General features: G+C 64.8%; 21 protein-coding genes and 1 tRNA gene. 10 read left to right on the forward strand and 12 right to left on the reverse strand.

Annotation, left to right across the window (positions count from 1 at the left end; all coding sequences use genetic code 11):
* The first annotated feature begins 309 nt into the window (after positions 1-309).
* The 4 genes from D3876_RS03805 to D3876_RS03820 are packed head-to-tail and all read left to right on the forward strand — an operon-like array spanning position 310 to position 4,623.
* Positions 310-1,026: a response regulator transcription factor gene (locus D3876_RS03805; RefSeq protein ID WP_119760999.1), complete on the forward strand. Its 717-nt coding sequence runs from the start codon at positions 310-312 to the stop codon at positions 1,024-1,026.
* Positions 1,023-2,333 carry a FecR family protein gene (locus D3876_RS03810; RefSeq protein ID WP_119759741.1) on the forward strand — a complete coding sequence of 437 codons (1,311 nt, stop codon included), beginning with the start codon at positions 1,023-1,025 and terminating at the stop codon, positions 2,331-2,333. Before D3876_RS03805 ends, D3876_RS03810 begins: the two co-directional genes overlap by 4 nt.
* Positions 2,320-3,693, forward strand: coding sequence for a CHASE2 domain-containing protein (locus tag D3876_RS03815; protein WP_182911859.1), 1,374 nt, complete (start codon positions 2,320-2,322; stop codon positions 3,691-3,693). Before D3876_RS03810 ends, D3876_RS03815 begins: the two co-directional genes overlap by 14 nt.
* A 45-nt stretch (positions 3,694-3,738) precedes the next feature.
* Entirely contained in the window at positions 3,739-4,623 is an 885-nt protein-coding gene (locus D3876_RS03820; RefSeq protein WP_119759743.1) for a sensor histidine kinase, read from the forward strand.
* Here the strand turns inward: D3876_RS03820 and D3876_RS03825 are convergent.
* Positions 4,620-5,147 (reverse strand): DUF4136 domain-containing protein, encoded by a 528-nt coding sequence (locus tag D3876_RS03825; RefSeq protein ID WP_119759744.1) that lies wholly within the window; start codon positions 5,145-5,147, stop codon positions 4,620-4,622. The two genes, D3876_RS03820 and D3876_RS03825, sit on opposite strands and share 4 nt — an antisense overlap.
* Positions 5,148-5,193: 46 nt before the next feature.
* The gene (locus tag D3876_RS03830; RefSeq protein ID WP_119759745.1) at positions 5,194-5,649 is read right to left on the reverse strand and encodes a MarR family winged helix-turn-helix transcriptional regulator; all 456 of its coding nucleotides are present in this window, start codon (positions 5,647-5,649) and stop codon (positions 5,194-5,196) included.
* Positions 5,650-5,825: 176 nt separating this feature from the next.
* On the opposite strand from D3876_RS03830, the gene D3876_RS03835 reads away from it, so the two are divergent.
* The 4 genes from D3876_RS03835 to D3876_RS03850 all read left to right on the forward strand — a co-directional run bounded on the left by D3876_RS03835 (position 5,826) and on the right by D3876_RS03850 (position 9,574).
* Positions 5,826-6,248 carry an organic hydroperoxide resistance protein gene (locus D3876_RS03835; protein WP_119761001.1) on the forward strand — a complete coding sequence of 141 codons (423 nt, stop codon included), beginning with the start codon at positions 5,826-5,828 and terminating at the stop codon, positions 6,246-6,248.
* Positions 6,249-6,391: 143 nt separating this feature from the next.
* A complete protein-coding gene (locus tag D3876_RS03840) occupies positions 6,392-8,026 on the forward strand; it encodes an MFS transporter (RefSeq protein ID WP_238475229.1) in 1,635 nt (544 codons plus the stop codon).
* A gap of 58 nt (positions 8,027-8,084) precedes the next feature.
* Positions 8,085-9,029: a prolyl aminopeptidase gene (gene pip / locus D3876_RS03845; RefSeq protein WP_220475425.1), complete on the forward strand. Its 945-nt coding sequence runs from the start codon at positions 8,085-8,087 to the stop codon at positions 9,027-9,029.
* Between the two features lie 182 nt (positions 9,030-9,211).
* Positions 9,212-9,574, forward strand: a complete 363-nt coding sequence (locus tag D3876_RS03850; RefSeq protein WP_220475413.1) for a YdeI/OmpD-associated family protein — start codon at positions 9,212-9,214, stop codon at positions 9,572-9,574.
* 687 nt (positions 9,575-10,261) lie between these two features.
* Here D3876_RS03850 and D3876_RS03860 read toward each other — a convergent pair.
* The 10 genes from D3876_RS03860 to D3876_RS03905 form a co-directional block, all read right to left on the reverse strand.
* Entirely contained in the window at positions 10,262-11,485 is a 1,224-nt protein-coding gene (locus tag D3876_RS03860; RefSeq protein ID WP_147417578.1) for a serine hydrolase domain-containing protein, read from the reverse strand.
* Between the two features lie 93 nt (positions 11,486-11,578).
* Positions 11,579-11,654, reverse strand: a tRNA-Phe gene (locus D3876_RS03865).
* Positions 11,655-11,693: 39 nt separating this feature from the next.
* Complete coding sequence (locus D3876_RS03870) at positions 11,694-11,903, reverse strand: DNA gyrase inhibitor YacG (protein ID WP_119759749.1); 210 nt, start codon at positions 11,901-11,903, stop codon at positions 11,694-11,696.
* On the reverse strand, positions 11,881-12,885 hold the full coding sequence (locus D3876_RS03875) for a ribonuclease (RefSeq protein WP_119759750.1): 1,005 nt from the start codon (positions 12,883-12,885) through the stop codon (positions 11,881-11,883). The genes D3876_RS03870 and D3876_RS03875 overlap by 23 nt, the downstream gene beginning before the upstream one ends.
* Positions 12,878-13,450, reverse strand: a complete 573-nt coding sequence (locus D3876_RS03880) for a Maf family protein (RefSeq protein ID WP_119759751.1) — start codon at positions 13,448-13,450, stop codon at positions 12,878-12,880. Before D3876_RS03880 ends, D3876_RS03875 begins: the two co-directional genes overlap by 8 nt.
* A gap of 15 nt (positions 13,451-13,465) precedes the next feature.
* Positions 13,466-13,684 carry a translation initiation factor IF-1 gene (gene infA, locus D3876_RS03885; protein ID WP_003049127.1) on the reverse strand — a complete coding sequence of 73 codons (219 nt, stop codon included), beginning with the start codon at positions 13,682-13,684 and terminating at the stop codon, positions 13,466-13,468.
* Between the two features lie 80 nt (positions 13,685-13,764).
* Entirely contained in the window at positions 13,765-14,586 is an 822-nt protein-coding gene (locus D3876_RS03890; RefSeq protein WP_119761007.1) for an ATP-binding protein, read from the reverse strand.
* A gap of 31 nt (positions 14,587-14,617) precedes the next feature.
* The gene (gene prsR / locus D3876_RS03895; RefSeq protein ID WP_119759752.1) at positions 14,618-15,988 is read right to left on the reverse strand and encodes a PEP-CTERM-box response regulator transcription factor; all 1,371 of its coding nucleotides are present in this window, start codon (positions 15,986-15,988) and stop codon (positions 14,618-14,620) included.
* The gene (gene prsK / locus D3876_RS03900; RefSeq protein ID WP_119759753.1) at positions 15,985-18,072 is read right to left on the reverse strand and encodes an XrtA/PEP-CTERM system histidine kinase PrsK; all 2,088 of its coding nucleotides are present in this window, start codon (positions 18,070-18,072) and stop codon (positions 15,985-15,987) included. Before prsK ends, prsR begins: the two co-directional genes overlap by 4 nt.
* 12 nt (positions 18,073-18,084) lie before the next feature.
* Complete coding sequence (locus D3876_RS03905; RefSeq protein ID WP_119759754.1) at positions 18,085-19,473, reverse strand: TIGR03013 family XrtA/PEP-CTERM system glycosyltransferase; 1,389 nt, start codon at positions 19,471-19,473, stop codon at positions 18,085-18,087.
* A 183-nt stretch (positions 19,474-19,656) separates the two neighbouring features.
* Here D3876_RS03905 and D3876_RS03910 point away from each other — a divergent pair, with 183 nt between their 5' ends.
* Together D3876_RS03910 and D3876_RS03915 are read left to right on the forward strand one after the other, a co-directional pair.
* The gene (locus D3876_RS03910; RefSeq protein ID WP_274378976.1) at positions 19,657-20,700 is read left to right on the forward strand and encodes a mannose-1-phosphate guanylyltransferase/mannose-6-phosphate isomerase; all 1,044 of its coding nucleotides are present in this window, start codon (positions 19,657-19,659) and stop codon (positions 20,698-20,700) included.
* The gene (locus D3876_RS03915; protein ID WP_119759756.1) at positions 20,697-21,662 is read left to right on the forward strand and encodes an aldo/keto reductase; all 966 of its coding nucleotides are present in this window, start codon (positions 20,697-20,699) and stop codon (positions 21,660-21,662) included. Before D3876_RS03910 ends, D3876_RS03915 begins: the two co-directional genes overlap by 4 nt.
* The last annotated feature ends 10 nt before the right edge of the window (positions 21,663-21,672 follow it).

The raw sequence follows: 21,672 nt of genomic DNA on the forward strand, positions 1-21,672 counted from the left end.
CGTCTTTGCGACCCGGCTGGACCCCAGCCGCCGCAGCGGCTGTCGGGTCTGCGAATAGTCGATCGATTTCTACAAAAGAACTTCAATATGGCCTTTTGACAATTGTTGACGCTCTTGCTCTCGACTTGCGCCAAATCGCATCGTCACTGCGTTCATGACTCCGCTATATCCGCGGACTTCATGTCAGCGACACCTTATGTTACAACTATTTACGTTGTGGCCACGGCGTCGCCTCCCGCCGCGATGATGTCCGTGCTAGGCGTTGGCAGGTATGTTGCCGTCTGGCCTCGAAAAAAGCGATTGAACAGCATGCGGATAGCGATCGTAGAAGATGACGCGGACTATCGCGAATATGCGAAGTCTCTGCTGCGAGGCGCGGGCTATATCGTGCACGGCTTCGAGAGAGCGGCCGCTTTCATGAAACAATTCCGGCAAGACACTTTCGATCTCGTGCTGATCGACTGGAACATGCCCGACGTATCGGGCTTCGAATTGGTAAAATGGATTCGGGGCGAGTGCGGATCGCGCGTGCCGATCGTCATGGTGACGTCGCGGACCGAGGTCGACGACATCGTCGCCGGCCTGCAGGCGGGAGCCGACGATTATATCACCAAGCCCGTAGAGGGCGCTGTCCTGCTCGCACGGTTGAGCGCGTTGGGTCGGCGTAGCTATCCCTCGGATCCACCGGGCCCGGTCCAGTCCTTCGGCGAATTTGACTTCAACCTCCCCGCCGAGGAGTTGCGGATCGCGGGTGAAGCCGTGGCGCTGACCTCCAAGGAGTTCAACCTCGCGCTGACGCTGTTCAGCAACCTTTCGCGCCCCTTGTCGCGCAACTATCTGCTTGAGGCGGTCTGGGGCCGCAATCCTGACCTGCCGACGCGTACGCTCGATTCGCATATCTCCAAGATCCGCACCAAGCTCGGGCTCCGGCCCGATCGCGGATTTCGACTGACGCCGATCTACAGCTATGGTTATCGCCTTGAAGCCATGATCGATGCGCCTCCCGTTATCAGCGAGGCGCAATGAGCGTTGCGCTGGCGCTCTTTGCCGCGCTGGCCGCCGCGCAGCCTGCGCACGCTCCTGAACACCGCGCGATCGTCGAGTATCGCATCAAGCCTGGCGATACGCTGTTCGAGCTGGGCGCGCGTTATTTCATCCGCCCGGAGGACTATCGGATCGTCCAGCGCATGAACCGCGTGTCCGATCCCCGTCGGCTGCCGATCGGTCGGATCCTGCGCATCCCGCGCCGGATCCTGCGGAGCGAGCCTGTCGACGGCAATGTCGTCGCATTCAGGGGCAATGTCGTGATCGCCGAAGGTGGTGCGCAGCGGCCCGCCGCGATGCGCGCTCAGGTTCGCGAGGGCATGGCGGTGGAAACCGGCGCAAAATCCTTCGTGACGGTGGAGCTGCCCGACGCGTCGCGCTTCAGCCTGCCCTCCAACAGTCGCGTCGGTATCGCGCATCTGCGCCGCACGTTGCTGACGGGCGAGGTCGAGCGCCGCTTTCGTGTCGAAAAGGGGCGAAGCGACTGGGACGTGACACCCGGCAAATCAGACCCCTTCTCGGTCGAAACGCCCGTTGCCACCACGGCGGTGCGCGGCACTGGTTTCCGCGTGACCTATTCGCCCGATAGCGACGCGATGACAGTGGGCGTACTCGAGGGACGCGTTGCGGTGACGGGGCCGGACGCCGTCACCGAGACCGCGCTTGCGGCGGGAACGGGCGCTGCGTTGCGGCCCAATGCGCAGATCGTTGCGGGAGCGCTGCTCCCCGCACCTGCGCTGGAACGCCCGGGTGCCGCGCAAAAGGGCGAACAACTGGCGTTTGCCGCGCGTGCCGTATCGGGCGCGTCAGGCTATGGTTTCGAGATCGCGAGCGATGCCGGCTTCATCGACCGGATTGCCGAGACGAAGGCCGATACACCTGAAGCGCGCTTCGACGGACTCCCCGGCGGCACCTATTTCGTAAAGGCCACCGCCTTCGACGCCAATGGTGTGGAGGGCATGGCCAATATCTATGGCTTCGAGCGGCAGTTGAACACACTCGACCTCGACACGCCACAGGCTGACAAGGCCGGCGGACGCAAGGACTATCTGTTCCGCTGGCGCGGATCCGGCGGCGGGACGGTCGAATATCGTTTCGTGCTTTCGCGCGACGAGGCTGGTCAGGATCGGCTCGTCGACGAGGCGGGCCTGACGCGGACCAATATCAGCATCAGTGATCTTCCATCCGGTGTCTGGTATTGGCGCGTCTGGTCGATCCGCTATGAAAATGGCCGCCATTCGGAGACGGTTTCGTCCCCCCAGAAGCTGCAAATCGGTGACCCGCAATAAGCTTGTCCGGCCAGGCTCACTGGTCTCACTGCTGAACCGCCGTCGAACCGCGATCGAGTGGGTCGCGCTGTTCCTCGCATCGCTGGGTCTTGCCGCGCTGCTCGTCGTGGCGCGCGTGGCCGACCGCGCGGACAATCTCGTCTATGACGCGCTGAGTCGCGCGGTTCCGCGGGCTGCGGGCGAGGGACTGATCGTCGTCGCGATCGACAATGCCAGCCTTGCGAAAATCGGCCGCTGGCCCTGGTCGCGCGCCACTCATGCTCAGGCGCTGGAGCGGCTCGCCGAAGCGCAGCCGCGCGCGGTGCTCTACGACATCTTGTTCGTCGAATCCGCGCGCGACGACGATGCGCGGCTGGCGCTTGCGATGGCGAAGGCGCGCCCGGTGTTCCTGCCGCTGCTGCTCCAGGTGCCTGGGGCAAATGGCGCGCCGTTCGAGGAAACGCTGCCCGCGCCGCCGCTCGCGCAGGCAATGGCGGGCGCGGGGCACGTCATCGCGCACCCCGATGACGACGGCGTACTACGCCGCGCCCGGATCGAGACGGTGATCGGCGCGCGCTGCTGGCCGCACCTCGCGCTGACCGCGGCGCGCGCTCTGACGGGAGCGGCCGAGCGATGCGGCAGCGTCGCGAGTGAGGCACTTGTCCCCTTTGCCGGACCCGCAGGGAGTTATCCGACAGTACCCTTCTCCGCAGTCCTGAATGGTGAAGTGCCGCGGGAGCTGCTCGCCGGAAAGATCGTGCTCGTCGGCGCGTCCGCCTCGGGGCTTGGCGATCAATATGCCACCCCGATGCAAAGCCGTAGCGACCTGATGTCGGGGGTCGAGTTCCAGGCCAATCTGCTCGACGCGCTTCTCGGCACAGGGCTTCGCAGCGAAGCGGGCACGGGCTGGACGCTCGTCTTCACCTTCACGCCGCTCATCATCCTGTGGATCGGCTTTCTCTACCTCCCGCCGCGCAGCAACCTGCTGCTCGCTGCATTGCTGCTGTTGCTGCTGCTCGCGGTGAGCGGATGGCTATTGCTCGATCACGCCCTCTGGATCCGGCCGGCGCCCGCGATCATCGTGATGGCGCTGTTCCTGCCGATCTGGGGCTGGCGGCGACTGGCGGCGGCGAGCCGCTACTTCGTCACCGAGCTGGGCCGATTGCGCGAGGAGCCCGGAATATTGGGACTGTCGACGCCGTCGGTGGCGGCGGCCGACCGGCTCGAGCTCCAGATGAATTTGCTGCGCGACGCGGTGCGTCAGGTACGCGAGCTCAAGCATTTCATCGAGCAGTCGCAGGCGAGCCTTCCCGATGCCACGCTGGTGACCAATGCGGGCGGACTCATCGCGCTCGCCAATGATCGCGCGCAGCAGTTCTAGGAGCATTATGCGCTGCGGCGTGCGCAGGGATCGCTGCTGCCGCTGTTGCGCGCGCTGAGGCCGCTTATCGTTGATGGCCTGGACGCATTCGATGCGCTCGTTGATGGCATCGCCGCAGGCAGCGCGGTCGAGCAGGAATGCGAAATCGACCTGGTGGATGGCGGCGCGTTCCTGATGCGGATCAAGCCCTGTTTCGATGTCGATGGCGCGTTCACCTTTGGCATCGTGCGGCTGACCGATATATCCGAGCTGCGCGCGACCGCACGGCAGCGCGACACGATGCTGCAATTCCTGACCCACGATATGCGATCGCCACAGACCTCGATCCTCGCGCTGCTCGCGGGCGCCACCGCGGAGAACATCGCGGGCGACCTTTCCCGACGGATCGCGGGCCATGCGCGCCAGACGCTCGATCTTGCCGAGGAATTCGTCCAGATCGCGCGCGCAGAAGCCGCCGATTATGAGATGGAGCTGATCGATCTGCGCGACGTCGCTACCGACGCAACCGAGCAGCTCTGGGCGCAGACGCAGGCGCGCGGGATGAAGATCGTGCTGGATCTGGGCGATACCGAGCTGCTTGTCAGGGGCAATGCGTCGTTGCTTTGCCGCGCCGTGGCCAATCTTGTCAGCAATGCGATCAAATACGGTGCACCCGATGGAGAGGTGCGCGTCCGTACGCAGGTCGACGAGGCGGGCCGGGCTGTCTGCGTCGTCGAGGACGACGGGCGAGGCATGGCCCCTGAGGAGCTGGCCCGCCTGTTCGAGCGCTTCAACCGTTTCGCCCCTGCCGATGCCGATGCGTCGGGCGTCGGGCTCGGGCTGGTGCTGGTGCGCACCGTCGTCGCGGGGCATGGCGGGGTCGTCGAATGCGTCAGCGAACGCGACAAGGGGAGCCGCTTCACGCTACGCCTGCCACGCGCTGAAGCCTAACTCTCCGGCTGCGTTGCCATCCTTCCCGCCGTCGCACCTTCGACCAGCGGCGCGATCACCATCTCCGCCTGACGCTTGCCATGTCGCGCCTCGGCGCGCACCGAGCGAACGACCGTGCCCGTCGCCGGATCGACGAAGCGCAGCGCCAGCGTCGTCACCCGCCGCCCATGCCTGTCGGGGGTCGCAATCCAGCCCGGCGCTTCGGCGGTATCGCCCGGATTATCGCGCGTGAAGCTGGCCACCTTGGCGGGCCGCCGCGCCACACCCGCAAAGAGAAGCAGGTCGGGCTTCGTGTTGGGCTCGGCCTGCACCAGCCCCTGCGCGGCGAGCGCTGGCACGAGCGCCGCTTCGATCTCGGGAGAAAGCACTGGCGCCTCGCCCTCGGGCTGAACCAGCGCATAGCGCGTCCGGGCATCCGGCGCGTCGCCACGTGAAACAAATGAATATTCGGGGGCACGCGCGCAGCCTGCCAGCGTCAGCGCGGCGAGCGTCGCGCCACCCCAGATTTTGAGCGTCCTGGTCATTGCTTAAATCTAGCTTCTATGGCCCGAAAAAGCGATTCCCCGTCATTCAGCCGGCCGCTGATGCGGCAAGCATCCGATCGCGCACGTCGCGCATTTCGGTCTTGAGTCGTGTCAGCGTTTCGGCGTCACACCCCGTCGCGCACAGCAGCTCCGCCGGAAAATCGCTTGCAACCTTACGCATCGCCCTGCCCTGCTCGGTCAGGCGAACGCGGACCTGGCGCTCGTCCTGCGGATTGCGCTCGCGGCGCACAATTCCGGCGGCCTCGAGTCGCTTGAGCAGCGGGGTGAGCGTGCTCGAATCGAGAAGGAGTTTCTCTCCGATTTCGCCCACGCTACGGTCATCGGCTTCCCACAGCACGAGCATCACGAGATACTGCGGATAGGTAATCCCAAGCCGGTCGAGCAGCGGCTTATAGGTACGGTTGAGCGCATGCGCGGTCGAATAGACCGCGAAACAGAACTGGGCGTCCAGCGACAGCGGATCCTGCAGGGCGTTCGTCATGTTATTCTCCTGCGTGCGATATAAGCGCCATCGTATCGCGCGCAAATATATCGCCCAAACAGTTTGTCGGGCGCCCGATAGTTTTTCTTATTTTGCACGATTATATCGCGCACGATATAAATGCCTCATTGGCAGTGACCCCGCTGGTCCGCCTGCGATACGAAGGAGAACACGGCATGAAGACGCTTTACACCACCCAGGCCACCGCGACTGGTGGTCGCACCGGCTCCGCACGCACCACCGACGGCGCGCTCGAGGTCACGCTCGTCACGCCCAAGGAACTGGGTGGTCCCGGCGGCGAAGGCAACAATCCCGAACAACTCTTCGCCGCGGGCTATTCTGCGTGCTTCCTCGGCGCGATCAAGTTCGTCGCGGCACAGAAGAAGGTGAAGGTCGCCGACGACAGCACCGTATCCGCCACGGTCGGCATCGGCCCGCGCGACGATGGCCAAGGCTTCGGCCTTGATGTCGCGCTGGCGATCAGCCTGCCCGGAATCGAGCGCGCGGCCGCACAGGAGATCGTCGATCAGGCGCATATCGTCTGCCCGTATAGCGATGCGACGCGGGGCAGCCTCGACGTTCGAATCACGCTGATTTGAAACTGTAGATCATACGCGCGCAGCCGGCCCGGAACGCTCCGGGCCGGTTTTCGTGCATCGCGAGCGATTTTGGCTTGGCCTCGCGGCCGCTTGGCGGCATCGGACGGGATATGGCCACGATCGACACATCCCGGCCCGGAGCCATGGCTTCGCTTCAGCATCCCGTTTTCAAGGCGGTGTGGATCGCCAGCCTCGCCTCCAATTTCGGCGGGCTGATCCAGTCGGTCGGCGCATCCTGGATGATGACCTCGATCGCGCCTTCCGCAGACATGGTCGCGCTGGTTCAGGCCTCGACGACGCTTCCGATCATGCTGTTTTCGCTGGCCGCAGGCGCGATCGCCGACAATCTCGACCGCCGGCGGATCATGCTCGCCGCGCAATGTTTCATGCTGCTCGTGTCGCTCGCGCTTGCAGGCTTCGCCTGGGCGGGCTGGATCAGTCCGTGGTTGCTGCTCGTCTTCACCTTTCTGATCGGCTGCGGCGCGGCCTTCAACGGGCCCGCCTGGCAGGCCTCGGTGGGAGACATGGTGCCACGCGCCGACCTTCCCGGCGCCATCGCGCTCAATTCCATGGGATTCAACATCGCGCGCAGCGTCGGCCCCGCCATCGGCGGCGCAATCGTTGCGGCAGCGGGCGCGGCGACCGCCTTTGCGATCAATGCGGTCAGCTATCTCGGGCTCATTCTCGTGCTCGCGCGCTGGCGACCAGAGCGGCACGCGCGGCTGCTCCCGCGCGAATCGCTGGGTGTCGCGATGGCGGCCGGCGTCCGCTATGCCGCGATGTCACCGGGCATCCGCGCGGTACTGGCGCGGAGCCTGCTCTTCGGTGTTGGTGCAAGCGCAGTCCCCGCGCTGATGCCGCTGATGGCGCGCGACCTCATCGGGGGCGGTGCGCTGACCTTTGGCCTGCTGCTCGGCGCCTTCGGGCTTGGCGCGGTAGCGGGTGCTGTCGCCAGCGGGCCGATACGTATTCGGCTGTCAAACGAAGCAATCGCGCGGATGGCTGCGCTCTTTTTTGCGCTGGCGGGGATAGTTGCGGGGCTCAGCCATGCCACGCTGCTCACCATGGCCGCGCTGGTGATTGCGGGCGCGGGCTGGGTGCTCGCACTGTCCACCTTCAACGTCACCATTCAGCTCTCCGCGCCCCGCTGGGTCGTCGCGCGTGCGCTGTCGCTTTACCAGATGGCGGCCTTTGGCGGCATGGCGCTGGGCAGTTGGCTGTGGGGAGAGACCGCCCACCAATGGGGCATTGCGGCGGCGCTCGCCGGCGCCGCGCTGCTCCAGTTGGCGGGCGTCATCGCCGGTTTCTGGCTGTCGCTGCCGCAGACGGGCGGTCTCAACCTCGATCTGCGCGACTGGCAGGAGCCCGAGACCGCGGTGGCAATCGAACCACGCAGCGGTCCCGTCGTCATCACCATAGAATATCGCATCGCACCGGCCGACATATTGGAATTCCTGACCGTAATGTCCGAGCGGCGGCGTATCCGGCGGCGCGACGGTGCGCGTCACTGGACGCTGCTGCGCGACCTCGGCGATCCCGAACTCTGGGTTGAGCGTTATCACACGCCGACCTGGCTCGATTATGTCCGTCACAATCAGCGCCGCACGCAGACCGACGCAATCAATTCGGAGCGCCTGCTCGCGCTCCACCGGGGACCCGGCAAGCCCGTCGTCCACCGCATGATCGAACGCCAGACGGGCTCGCTCCCCGCCACCGGCCGCACGCCGGGCGCGCGTGAGATCGGCGAGCCGCTGACCGATCCCACACGCGGCGCCTGATCGCGGCTTGCACGCATCGGGGTGCGCGGGCATGGTCCGCGCCATGGAACAAAAGACGCTGCGCTCGCTCTATCCCGAGATCGAACCCTATGCCTCGGGCCATCTCGACGCCGGCGACGGGCACCGCGTCTATTGGGAGCTGTGCGGCAACCCCGAAGGCAAGCCCGCGGTCTTCCTCCACGGCGGCCCCGGCGGCGGCTGCACCCCCGCGCACCGGCGGCTGTTCGATCCCGCGCGCTACAATATCCTGCTCTTCGATCAGCGCGGCTGCGGGCGATCGACGCCGCATGCCGAGCTCGAGGCCAACACCACCTGGCATCTCGTCGCCGATATCGAGAAGTTGCGCGAGATGGCGGGTGTCGAGAAATGGCTCGTCTTCGGCGGCTCCTGGGGCTCGACGCTCGCGCTCGCCTATGCCGAAACCCACCCCGATCGCACCAGCGCGCTGGTGCTGCGCGGCATCTTCACAATCCGCCGGTCAGAGATCGACTGGTATTATCAGGATGGTGCATCCTGGCTCTTTCCCGATAAATGGGAGAAGTTCGTGGCGCCCATCCCCGAGGCGGAGCGCGGCACATTGGTCGAGGCCTATCGCAAACGGCTGACGCACGCGGACCATTCGGTGAAGCTGGAGGCCGCGCGCGCCTGGAGCCAGTGGGAAGGCGGCACGATCACGCTGCTGCCCAATCCCGCGCTTGCCGATGCCTTTGGCGCGGACGATTTCGCGATCGCCTTTGCACGGATCGAGAACCATTATTTCGTCCATGAAGGATGGCTCGAGCCCGGGCAACTCATCCGCGACGCGCACAAGCTGAAGGGCATACCCGGTGTGATTGTGCAGGGCCGCTACGACATTGCGACGCCCATGAAGACCGCCTGGGATCTCCACCGCGCCTGGCCCGAGGCAGAGTTCGAACTGATCGACAACGCGGGCCACGCCTTTGACGAGCCCGGCATCCTCGACAGACTGATCGCCGCCACCGACCGCTTCGCGAAAGGCTGAGCGTCGTTGAGGCTGGGCGCGACGGCGCAAATGTCCGCTTCGCGGCGGGGTCCGGACCGGCAGCTTGCAGAACGGAAGCGGGAAAAGCTGCCGTTCACTCATCAAAAGCGGCTATGTCGTGGCGCGACCCAACCGTGGACATTCTATCGTTTAGCGGTCAAGCTCTGAGAAGCCTCCATTCCATGCGGAGTTGGTGGACTCGGCTGCGGGCCGCATTGCTTGGAGGTTTCGTGGCGAACGCTTTTCCACATGGCACTGTCCACGAAGCACGCGAAGACCTTCAAGCAGCCTTGCGGTCGGATCCGAAAGTCTTGGTGCTGTGGGAAAGCCTGACGCCGCTCGGTCGGAATGCGTTCATCTGCTGGGTGGATGACGCGAAACAACCAAAGACGCGCCAGCGTCGCATTGAGCGAACCTGTGATGAACTGTTGGAGGGGAAGAAACGGCCCTGCTGCTGGGCGGGCTGCATTCATCGCACTGACAAGGCGCCAAGCCGATGGCAACAGGCGGTCTTGATTGATCAGCAGGGGAAGAACAGGCCGTAAACAGACCTGCGAGCGCATGTCCCCTTTTCGCTCTTCCCAGGAAAAAGCTGCCGGACCGCTAACCACGACATCCCGGCCCAATGCGCTTCCCATGGAGCAATTCAGTGCGAACCAAGAGTTGCCGGTCCGGACACGACGACGTTGCGGACATTCCCTATTCCAGTGATAGTGCGCCGATGAGCCGACTTGGCGCGATCATGTATGCCGCAGCAATAGGGGGTATTGCCCTACTCTTTGCGCGTGAGACACTTGAGCCGAGCATCTACCTTTATCAGGAAAGCGCCGGGTATAAGTCCGCGCTTGGCGTCGTTGGCTGGCTTATCGCAACAGTTGGCCCAGTTGCTCTTTCGGTGCTGGTCTGGTTACTGGTCCAGCGACTGACACCGAGATGGCTCGTCCACCTGGCCTTCATTCCAATGGCCCTTGTCCTTTTCAGAGCGGGGTCGTCTCTATTCTTTCATGCGTCGGGGATGACGGCTGAAGTAACCCTAGGGGGGTACGCGATGTTGGCGGCGAGCGCGTTCCTGCCTCTCACGCTTCTCGTTCATACGACCGCGCTTGTTGTGGAGGGGTATAGGGCTGTCGGGCATCGAGCGAACGGCAGCTAACCCCCAACTTTTCGGCACCGCTTCTCACGTCGGACCGCGACAAGCTGACTGTCCATGTGTGGACGCCCCTCCGGATGTCCTAGGCCAGCGCTTCGCGGATTGCGTCGAAGGCGTTGGCGTGGATAACGTCGGTGAAGCTGTTGCTCGCCACCGGATGCGAGCCCGTGCGGATCACCGCCAAACCGCTCCCGGGCTCGAGATAAAGGCGCTGGCCGAACACGCCCAGCGCGGACAGGCTGCCATAGCCTTCGTGATTGACCCACCACTGGCTGCGGTAGGAGCCGCCCGGGCGTGTCGGAAATCCCGATGCGTCAAACAACCCGCGATCGCCGCCAATCGCGATATTGTCGAGCGCTACAGGCGGAATCACGAGCCGGTCATCGACCCATCCGCCGTCGAGCAGCATCAGCGCGACGCGCGCCAGATCGCGTGCGGTCGCATTGAGTCCGGCGCCCGCGATCTCATGCCCGGCGGTGTCGAGCAGGATCTGCGCATTGTCCGCACACCCCGCGGGACGCCAGATCCGGTCGCCGAGCAGCTTGGTCAGCGACTGGCCGGTCGCGCGCAGCAGAATCCAGCCAAGCACGTCGGCGACGGGGGTACGGTAGCGGAATTGCGCGCCCGGCGGCGCGGCGCGCCTGGTCAGCCCTTTCAACGCCTCGAACACGCCTCCAAATCCCGCCTGCGGCGTCCAGTAGGCGGCTGAATAGCGATGCACTTCCGCATCGGGATCGGCATAATTCTCGTCGAAGGCGACGCCATCGGTCATGTCGAGTATCTGTCGAACGGTGCATCCCGCAAAGCCGCTCGCGCCCAGTTCGGGAACATGCTGTTCGACCGCGCTGTCCGGATCGAGCACGCCCTGGACGATCAGAATCTCGGCGAGCAGTCCGAAAAAGGACTTGGTGATCGAAAAGAGCAGATGCGGCGTCTCTGCGGTCATGCCATTGGCATAATGTTCGTAGACGAGCGCGCCGCGATGCAGGACGAGAAAGGCGTCGGTATAGGTACGCTCGAGGAATTCATCCCAGCGCACCAGCCGCCCCTCCGCATCGGGAAAGCTGATCCCCGAAAGATCGCGCCACGCTTCCTCGAGTTCGCGCGGCGTGCTGCTGCGCCGGATCACCCGCGAAGGCACGAGTTCGCGCGCGTGCTGAAAGGCCCAGCGCGAATAGGGATAGGTCCGCCAGTTATCGCGCGTCACGCGAAGCTCGGGTGGTACATCGGCGTCGGGGCCGATCCCCGCTATCGGCCAGTCGAGAGGCGGTGGCAGCTTCATCCGGTTCATGGATACCGAAATCACCGCGCTTTCATAGCGCCAAGGTCGGGAATAGTCGCGCCTGTTGCGCGCGTATCACACTCGCGCGCGCTGTTCCGTTCGTCTGACCTGAAAGTGTGGTGCCCGGGGACGGAGTCGAACCGCCGACACTGCGATTTTCAGTCGCATGCTCTACCAACTGAGCTACCCGGGCATATTCCGACGGCTGCGGAAGCAGCGCCTATAGAGGCGCTCAGCGCTCTCTGTCCAGCCCGTTTGAATCGTTTTCGTCAAATGTCGGGTCGGCGGCCGGCCCCGGGATGCGGTAGCCGTCGCCGAGCCATTGCAACAGGTCGCGATCGCGGCAGCCGCGGCTGCAGAAAGGCGCATGCTCGGCCTGTGCGGGCTTGTCGCACACCGGGCACTTGCCGCGCCGGCTCTTAGGGGTGTTCGCTGCTGACATGTCCCGCCGATATGGCGAGTGTGGCGTCGGCGCGCAAGACGAGTTGCGCGCCCAGCCGCCGTTCGAGCGCCGCAATCCACGCACTTTGTGATTCGATCCGCGCGATCACCTGAGGCGCGGCGGTGACGGTGCGCGCGCCATGCCCGGTGGCGCGTTCGGCGCGGCGCAGCAGCGCGAGCGCCGCCGCCAGCGCACGATCGCCCTGAAGCAGTTCGGGAATTGCAGCCTGCGTCCGCCGCCGGATGATCTGGAGAAATCCGAAGCCGTTAACCGCGGTCCGTTCAAAGGGCTGAGGCAGCGTACCATCTAGCGCGGCGGCAGCGGCGATCCGTTCCGCCTTGCCGGCGACAGTGGGCAGGTCGATGCCGATCGAACCGCCCAGTCCGAAGCGGCGAATCATCCGGCCAGCGGCGGCGGCGCCCGCGATCGCGAGTTGTTCGGGTGGAAGCGTACCATCGACATCGATCAACGCCATGGCGGGCGTGAGCGAGAGGCGGAGATTGCCGCCCGGAAAGGCGGCTTCACCGCTTTCGGCCTCTTCCAGCAATTCGCTCCAGCCCGCGGCCTCGAGCAAGTCGAGACCATTGATGGAGAGTGTCCGCACGGGGATACCCGTAGCCGCAATGCGCTTTTGCAGGTTCGGCCCCGCGACGAGCGGCGTTTCGTCGGGCATTCCGCGCGCCTTGGCCAGCTTGGCGCGACCCGGCTCGGGAATACGGCCACGCAGGATCTCGACGGTCAGCGTCGCGCCTTCGGTAACTCCGGCAGGAATGGGCTCGAGCAGGGCCTCCTCGCCACCATCCAGCGTGATGATCGCACGCCTGCCCGGAATGAGTTGCCGCGTCAGACGGGCACGTACCACAGCACCTGCGCGCACCAGCTCGCTGTCGCGCTCGATCCGGGCCTCCAGAATGGTATCATCGTCGTCGACGAGTGCGGCGCGCGTCTCGCCAATGCCCTGTTCGAAGAGCCATTCAGCCAAGGGCGTATCCGCTCGCGGCAAGGAGCGCGCGCGTCTCGAACAGCGGAAGCCCGACGACGCCCGAATGGCTTCCGCCGAGGAAGCGCACGAACGCCTCGGCGCGCCCCTGAATCGCGTAGCCGCCGGCCTTGCCATGCCATTCGCTGCTCGTGAGATAGGCCGCGATTTCGGCGGCATCGAGCCGCTTGAAGGTGACGATGCTGGTCGAGAGGCGATGGCGCGCTTTCCCCTCGGCGTCGATCAGCGTCACCGCCGAATGGACACGGTGGCGCCTTCCCGACAGCAGCTCGAGACAGGTCCGCGCGGTGGCCTCGTCCTCGGCCTTGGGCAGGATGCGACGGCCCGCCGCGACGACGGTATCGGCGGCGAGGATCAGCGCGCCCGGATGCCGCGCGGCCACCGCGGCGGCCTTTTCGGCGGCAAGGCGCTCCGCATGTGGCGCGGGAAGCTCGTTCGTGCCGGGCGTCTCGTCCACATCGGCGGGGTCGATCGCGTCGGGCACGACTCCGATCCGCGCGAGCAGGTCGGCGCGGCGGGGGCTGGCGGACGCGAGGATCAGGCGCACGGCCTCGGCCCCGGATTACTTGAAGCGATAGGTAATCCGACCCTTGGTCAGATCATAGGGCGTGAGCTCGACGAGCACCTCGTCGCCGACGAGCACGCGGATGCGGTTCTTGCGCATCTTGCCGGCCGTGTGACCGAGAATTTCGTGGTCATTCTCGAGCCGGACGCGGAACATGGCATTGGGGAGAAGCTCCACCACCTGCCCGCGCATTTCCAGAAGTTCTTCTTTCGCCATGTAGTCTCTTATGCTGGATGCGGAAAATCGCGCCGCCTTAACGCCAATGACGCAAAAATGGAAGCGCGACGAAATGTGCTTCAGATATGCTTGCCCGCACGCCCCGCAAGCTCGACCGCATAGTGCCAGGCGACCCGTCCCGAGCGGCTGCCGCGCGTCGTCGCCCAGAGCAGCGCATCGGCGGGATCGAAGGCAAAGCCGTTCAACCGCGCATAGGTCTCGACGATGCCAAGATAGGTATCCTGATCGCAATTGTGAAAGCCGAGGCTCAGGCCGAAGCGATCGGAAAGCGCCATACGGTCGTCGACCACGTCGCGCGGATTGATCGCGCTCTGCTGCTCTTCCATCGCGCGGGGCACGATATGGCGCCGATTCGATGTGACGTGCAGTCGCGCATTGGCCGGACGCGCCTCGGCGCCGCCCTCGAGCAGCGAGCGCAGCGTACGCGCCTCGCCGCCATTATCGTCGAAGCCGAGGTCGTCGATGAACAATACGAACGCGCGCTGCGCGGCTGCGATCTGAGCGAAGAGCGCCGGGAGTTCGGCAAGGGCATCGCCGGGGATTTCGACCAGTGCGATATCGGCATGCTCGGCGTGAAGCGCTCCGACCATGCTCTTCACCAGTGCCGATTTGCCCATACCGCGGGCGCCCCAGAGCAGCACGTCATGCGCAGAATGCCCCGCGGCGAGGCGCCGGCCATTCTGGATAACTGCGGCCTTCTGCGCATCGATGCCGCTCAAAATGTCGAACGGCAGCGGTTCGAAGGCGCGCGCCGCGGCGAGCACCCCGCCACGCCAGACATAGGCGGGGTGCGTCGCGGGATCGGCGGATTCGGGAGGGGGCGGCGACAGTCGCTCGAGTGCAGCCGCAATGCGCGCGATGTCGTTGGCGTTCCCGTTCATGATCTCCCGATAGAGTCGACCGCGCGGCTGCTCAAGCGTGCATGTCATATTGCTTGAGCAGGTCGTAGAGCGTGGGCCGGCTGATACCGAGCAGTCGCGCGGTATTGGAGATATTGCCCTCGCTGCGCGCAAGCGCGCGTCGTATCACCTTGCGGTCGGCGCCTTCGCGCGCGGCCTTCAGATTGATGACATCGCCACCGTCTTCCCCCGCATTGCTCGCGGGAAGGTCGAGGTCGGCCGCGGCCACCAGCTTGCCGTCGGCCATGATGACCGCGCGCTTCATGCGGTTTTCAAGCTCGCGGACATTGCCCGGCCACGCCCATGCGTCGATCGCGGCGAGCGCATCGGGGGCGAGCCCCTTGACTTGCGGATTCATCTCGCGCGCGAAGCGCAGCAGAAAATGACGCGCGAGCAGCGCGGCGTCGCCGGACCGTTCGGCCAGTGTCGGGATGCGAACGACGATCTCGGCCAGACGATAGTAAAGATCCTCGCGGAAACGCCCGTCAGCGATCATAGCCTCGAGATTCTGGTGGGTAGCGCAGACGATCCGCGTATCGACCGGGATCGGCTTGCGCCCGCCGATACGCTCGATCACACGCTCCTGGAGGAATCGCAGCAGCTTGACCTGAAGCGGCAGCGGAATATCGCCGACCTCGTCGAGGAACAGCGTGCCGCCCTGCGCCAGCTCGATCTTGCCCTCGGTGGTCTTTATGGCACCGGTGAAGGCGCCCTTCTCATAGCCGAAGAGCTCGGCTTCCAACAGGTTTTCGGGGATCGCGGCGCAGTTGATCGCAACGAAGCCGTGGCGCGCGCGGCCACTTGCGCGGTGAACACCGCGGGCGAGCAGTTCCTTGCCCGTACCGCTCGCACCAAGCAGCATCACCGAAACGTCGGCGCCCGCGACGCGCTCAATGGTGCGCGCGACTTTGAGCATCTCGGGCGCGGCGGTGATCATCCCGCCGAGCACGGTGGCATCCTCCCCGCCCGATTCGGCGAGGCGACGGTTCTCGGCCTCGAGCCGCTGGACATGAAAGGCGCGGCTTACGATCAGGCCAAGTTCGTCGATATCGACGGGCTTCTGGTAGAAATCATAGGCACCTTCCGCGATTGCGCGCAAAGCGCTCTCTCGCGCGCCGTGTCCAGAGGCGACGATGACCTTGAGGTCGGGCTTGATTGCGAGCATCTCGGCAAGCGCAGCGAAGCCCTCGCTGGTGCCGTCTGGATCGGGCGGCAGGCCAAGGTCGAGCGTCACCACCGCAGGTTCTTCGGCACGGAGCAGCGCGATCGCGCTCGCACGATCGCCCGCCGCGACCACCTCATAATCGTCATAGGCCCATCGGAGCTGGCGCAGCAGCCCCTCGTCATCCTCGACGATCAGCAATTTGGGCTTGGACGCGGTCATGGGGTCTCCAGCAACTCTTGAGGATTGGGTGATGCCTGCGCGGCCGCGGACAGCGTCACGGTGAAGACGCTGCCCCTGTCCTCCAGGCTCTCGACATCGAGCCTGCCGCCCATCGCGGTGACGAGCGCGCGCGCTTCATAGGCACCGACGCCGAAGCCGCCGTCCTTGGTGGACGCAAAGGGCTTGAACAGGCTGGCGCGGATGAACTCGGCGGACATGCCCGCGCCCGAATCGCGGACCTCGATCGCAATCTCATGGCCGTGATCGACGACCTTGAGGGTAACGGGCTCATTGGGCGGACTGGCGTCGATGGCGTTTTGAATCAGGTGCGCAAGCGCCTGTTCGAGCCGGGCGGGATCGGCGAGCAGCATCGGATCGCCCGTCACCATCGCGACGACCGGATGCTGCGTACGACGCGCTGCAGCCAGCGCCTCGACCATACGCGCAGCCGAGACCGGACGTGGTTCTTCGGGACGTGCCTTGTTGTGCTGCGACAGGCGCGCGAGCAGATCATTCATCTTGCCCACCGAACTCTGCAGCGTGGCGACCATGTCCGCGCGAAATTCGGGATTATCGGCATGACGCTCGGCATTGCGCGCGACGAGACTGAGCTGGCTCACCAGATTCTTGATGTCGTGCATGATGAAGGCGAAGCGACGGTTGAACTCGTCGAAGCGCCGCGCGTCACTCAGCGCTTCCTCGCCGCGCGCCTCGGCGAGATAGCTGGCGACCTGGCGGCCTGCGAGACGGAGCAGATCGAAATCCTCCCAGTCGAGCTTGCGCGCAATGCGCGGTCGCTCGAGCAGCACCGCGCCCTGTAGCCGCTCGAAATGGAGGAGCGGGACAAGCGCCCAGGCGCCGCTTTCCGCAAGCATCCATTCGGGCACGAGGGCGGCTTCGTCGTCCTCCGCCTCTCCACCCGCGCGCAGCGCGTCGAGCTCCATGATCCGTCCGCTCAGCTCGAGGTGGCGGACGAGTTCGGCCGCACTTGCGCGCAGCGGCACCTCCACCATGCGCCAGTTCATCCGCGCCTGCGGCACCAGCCCGCCATCATCCGCGGGGACCAGCAGAACGCCGCCGGGCGAATCGGTGATGTCGGCCACCGCCTTGACGATGCGCTGGTCGAGCGGCGCGGCCTGTTCAGCAGGACGGCCGAGCGTGTCGGTAAAGCGCAGCCATTCCTCACGATAGTCGTAGCGATGCGCGAAGAAGTGCTTGGCGATCTTGACATTGAACCAGGCGCGAAACCGCGCCGAAGGCAGCAGCACGAGGGCCGCCACCGAGGTCCCCACGACGAAGACGACCTGGATGAGGCGGACATAATCGCCGCCGAGCCAGTTGAGCGCGTTGGTGACGAGAACCACCATCACCAGATATCCTCCGATCGCTGCGAGCGAAAATGACTGGAAGGCAACGGTGCGCGACAGCCGCATCTGCCACTGGTCGTTGCGCCGCGCCGCCAGTCCGAAGATCGGCGCAAGCATCATCATGACCAGTCCACGCATGGCGAGCAGTTCCGCCGGCCAATCGCGCGCAAGCCAGGCGAGCGTGTAGAGATTGAGGTCATAGATCCACATCACCGCGAGCGCGATCATTGGCAGGCGGATGCCCCAGCGCGCCTCGGGTGCTGCGGCGGTGTAGAGATTGTGGACGAGGACGAGCGCGCCAATCGCCACGATCATGTGGAGCACCAGCAGCGAGAAGCGGATCGCGTTCAGTTCGCCCGTGTCGACCGAAAGGAAGAGCGGCGCGATGTCGATCGCGATCATGCCCACCCCGATCAGTGACAGCACCGCATAAAGGATCGAGACGGACAGGCGGCGATGATCGCGTCGGCCCTGACGGAGCAGCAGGAACATAAAGCCCAGCCACGCCAGATTGCGCAGATTCTCGGTCAGCTCGGCGCTCATCGACGTCGCGCCTGTCGCCGCGACGGTGAAGCACCAGCCCGCTGTCAGCGCAAGCGCGGCGATCAGCGCGCGGTGCGGTCCGGTGCTGCCCCTGCGACGCAACTGCCACACGCCGAGCGCGCCGAAGAGGATTGCCGCCGCGGCATGCGCCCAATCGCCGAGAAGCGCGATCATCGCGACACCGGCCTAGCGCGCGCCTTCGGGCCACAGGATGACCCGAAGTGTCTGGAGCAGGATCAGCAGATCAAGAAAGGGCGTATAGTTTTTGGCGTAATAGAGGTCATATTCGAGCTTATGCCGGGCATCCTCCAGGCTCGCGCCATAGGGATAGTTGATCTGCGCCCAGCCGGTGATGCCCGGCTTCACCATGTGGCGTTCGGCATAATAGGGCAGTTTCTGCTCGAGGCCCGAGACGAATTCGGGTCGCTCGGGGCGCGGTCCGACAAAGCTCATCTCTCCCTTGAGGACGCTCCACGCCTGGGGAAGCTCGTCGATCCGCGTCACCCTGAGCACGCGCCCCACGCGCGTGACGCGCGGATCATTCTTCTGGGCCCAGACCGCCTTTCCGTCGCCTTCGGCATCGGTGCGCATCGAGCGTAGCTTGAGGATGCTGAAATCCTGCCCGAACAACCCCACGCGCGTCTGACGGAAAAAGGCGGGACCCCGGCTTTCGAGCTTCACGAGCAGCGCGCCGATCAAGATCAACGGGCAGGTGAGCAGCAGCAGCAGCGCGCTGGCGGCAATATCGAAAAGTCGCTTGGCGACGCTGGAAACCATGCGGCCCGAAGAAAAGCCGTCGGAAAAGATCAGCCAACTGGGATTGACGCTGTCGAGGTCGACGCGCCCCGTCTCGCGCTCGAGAAAGGTCGAGATCTCGTTGACGTGAACCCCAGTCGTCTTGATCCGCAGCAGATCGGCCAGCGGCAGGGCGTTGCGTCGTTCCTCGAGCGCCAGCACGACCTCGCTCGCGTTCAGCAGCACGACATGATCCGCCAGATTGTAGATCGCGTCGCGGTTGATCGCTTCAAGGATCGTCTGTGGCCCGTCGTTCATCCCGACAAAACCAACGACCGCGAAACCTGAACCAGGACGGCGGGACAGTGCCTTGATGCGTTCGGCCCGCGCGCCTGCGCCCAACACGACGACGCGGCGGCGAAAGGCCTGCCCGCCCAGCGTCTTGCCGAGCAGAATTCGCAGTGCGAGCAGCAATACGGCGGCGAAAGCCATCGCGTAGACGAGGTTGGAGCGCCACAGGCTGAGCGCGGGAACAAAGAAGAAGAGCGCCGACAGGAAGATGATGCCGAGCGAAATAGCGACCAGCAGCCGCGCCGCGGCGAAGCGCATCGACTGCAGCGATTCGCTGCCATAGACGCCGACCGCGATCATTGCAGTCTCAAGCGCGATCGCGAAGGCGAGCAATTGCGGCACCCGCGCGGAAACGGGGTCCACCGCCATGCCGATCTGATCCGCGCGCACGATCCAGCCCAGCTCTGCGGCGACGATCAGCAGCGCGAAATCGAGCAGGCCGAGAAACAGCACGGCGTGCGGCACATAATGTTTGAACAGCCTGATCACGGCTTGGCCTTGTCCTGCGAATCCACGGCGTAAAAATTTCCGACAGGACAAGTGTCGCCCAAATTTACAAAAAAAGACTGAAGGCCGCGGGCACCATTGATGTTTTTGAATCTCAAGCCGCTTCTTTTTAGGTAGGAAGGAGAGAAAGAGGAGATATTTGAAGTGAGAGACAAACGCCGCATCATACCCGTTATTCTGTCAGGCGGCGCAGGAACTCGGCTGTGGCCGATGTCGCGGCCAGAGAATCCCAAGCAACTGCTTGCGCTGACTGCCGAGGAGACGATGCTGCAACTCACGGTTCAGCGTACGCGCGACTCACGCCTGTTTGAGGCGCCGCTCATCGTGGCCAACCTCGCGCACGCCGATGCCATCGAGGCTCAACTCAGCAAGATTGGAATCGTGCCGGAAAGCCTGATTCTCGAGCCGTTGGGGCGCAACACCGCGCCCGCGATCGCGCTTGCAGCACTCGCGTCAAATGACCGAAGCGCGCCGTTGCTCGTCATGCCAAGCGACCACGTGATAGCAGATGTCGGCGCATTCCATGCGGCAATCGACACCGCATTGCCGCTGGTCAACGACGGCTGGCTTGTGACTTTCGGTATTGCGCCCGACAAGCCTGAAACCGGCTATGGCTATATCCGGATCGGCGATGCGATCGCTGCAGGCGTTCACCGTGTGGAGCGCTTTGTCGAGAAGCCCGATCGGCGCAGCGCCGAGCTGATGCTTGCGGAGGGTGGTCATGCCTGGAATGGCGGCATCTTCCTGTTCCGCGCGGATACCTATCTTGCGGCGCTCGCAGAGCATGCTCCGGATATGCTTGCCGCTGCGCAGCGTGCAATGGCCGAAGGAGAGCGTACAGCTCGTCGTATTCAGCCGCACGCCGGGCATTTCGCCGAATCGCCGAGCGATTCGATCGACTATGCAGTCATGGAAAAAGCTGAACGGGTAGCGGTGGTGCCCGTTGCGATGGGCTGGTCCGATCTCGGCTCATGGGATGCGCTCCACGCTATCAGCACGTGCGATGGCGAAGGCAATGTTTGCGAAGGCAACGCCATCGTGATTGACAGTCATAACTGCCTGATCCGCAGCGATGGACCGCGCGTCGCGATTGTCGGCGTCGACGATCTGATCGTGGTCGCGAGCGGCAACGACATACTCATTCTGCCGCGCGGGCGGTCGCAGGATGTCAAGAAGGTGACGCAGGAACTCGAGGAGCGCGCTAAATGAGCGATATCCGAACGCTTGGAAGCAGCGGCCTTGAAACACCCGGGCTGGTGCTGGGCGGCAATGTCTTCGGCTGGACCGCGGGCGAAGCGACGAGCTTCAAGATCCTCGACCGCTTCATCGCCGCGGGCGGGACGATGGTCGATACCGCCGACGTCTATTCAGCGTGGATTCCTGGACACAGGGGCGGCGAATCCGAAACCGTGATCGGCCGCTGGCTGAAGCAGCGCAGACGCCGCGACGACGTGCTGATCGCGACCAAGGTGGGAATGCAGCCCGGCGAGGGGGGAACGGGGCTTGCGCCGGCGCGGATCGCGGCGGCAATCGAGGCTTCGCTCAAGCGGCTCAATACCGATTATGTCGACCTCTATTACGCGCATCAGGACGATGCCGAAGTGCCGCAGGACGCGGTGCTCGAGGCGTTCGACGCGCTGGTGCGCGCGGGCAAGGTGCGCGCGCTGGGGGCGTCCAACTTCTCGGCCAAAAGGCTTGCGAGCGCGCTCGACATCAGCGCCGCAAACGGGCTTGCCGCCTATTCGGTACTCCAGCCCGAATTCAACCTGATGACACGCGACAGGTTCGAAGGCGCGCTGCAGGCATTGTGCACCGAGCGGAATTTGGGCGTGCTATCCTATTTCGGCCTCGCCGCAGGATTTCTGACCGGCAAATATCGAAGCGTCGCCGATCTCGCGAAAAGTCAGCGCGGGGCGCGGATCGTGCCCTATCTGACCGACCGCGGCCACGCGGTGCTGGGCGTGATGGACGCGGTCGCCGCCGAGACGGGCGCAACGCTCGCGCAGATCGCGCTGGCGTGGAACGCCACGCAGCCCGGCATCACCGCGCCGATCGCGAGCGCGACAAGCGTTGCGCAGCTCGACGAGCTGCTGGCAGCGATGACGCTCAAGCTAAACACCGACCAGATCGCGCGGCTGGACGTGGCGTCGCTGGAACAGGCTTCGCCATAATCCTTCCCTG

This window comes from Sphingomonas cavernae (assembly GCF_003590775.1).
GTDB lineage: Bacteria > Pseudomonadota > Alphaproteobacteria > Sphingomonadales > Sphingomonadaceae > Sphingobium_A > Sphingobium_A cavernae.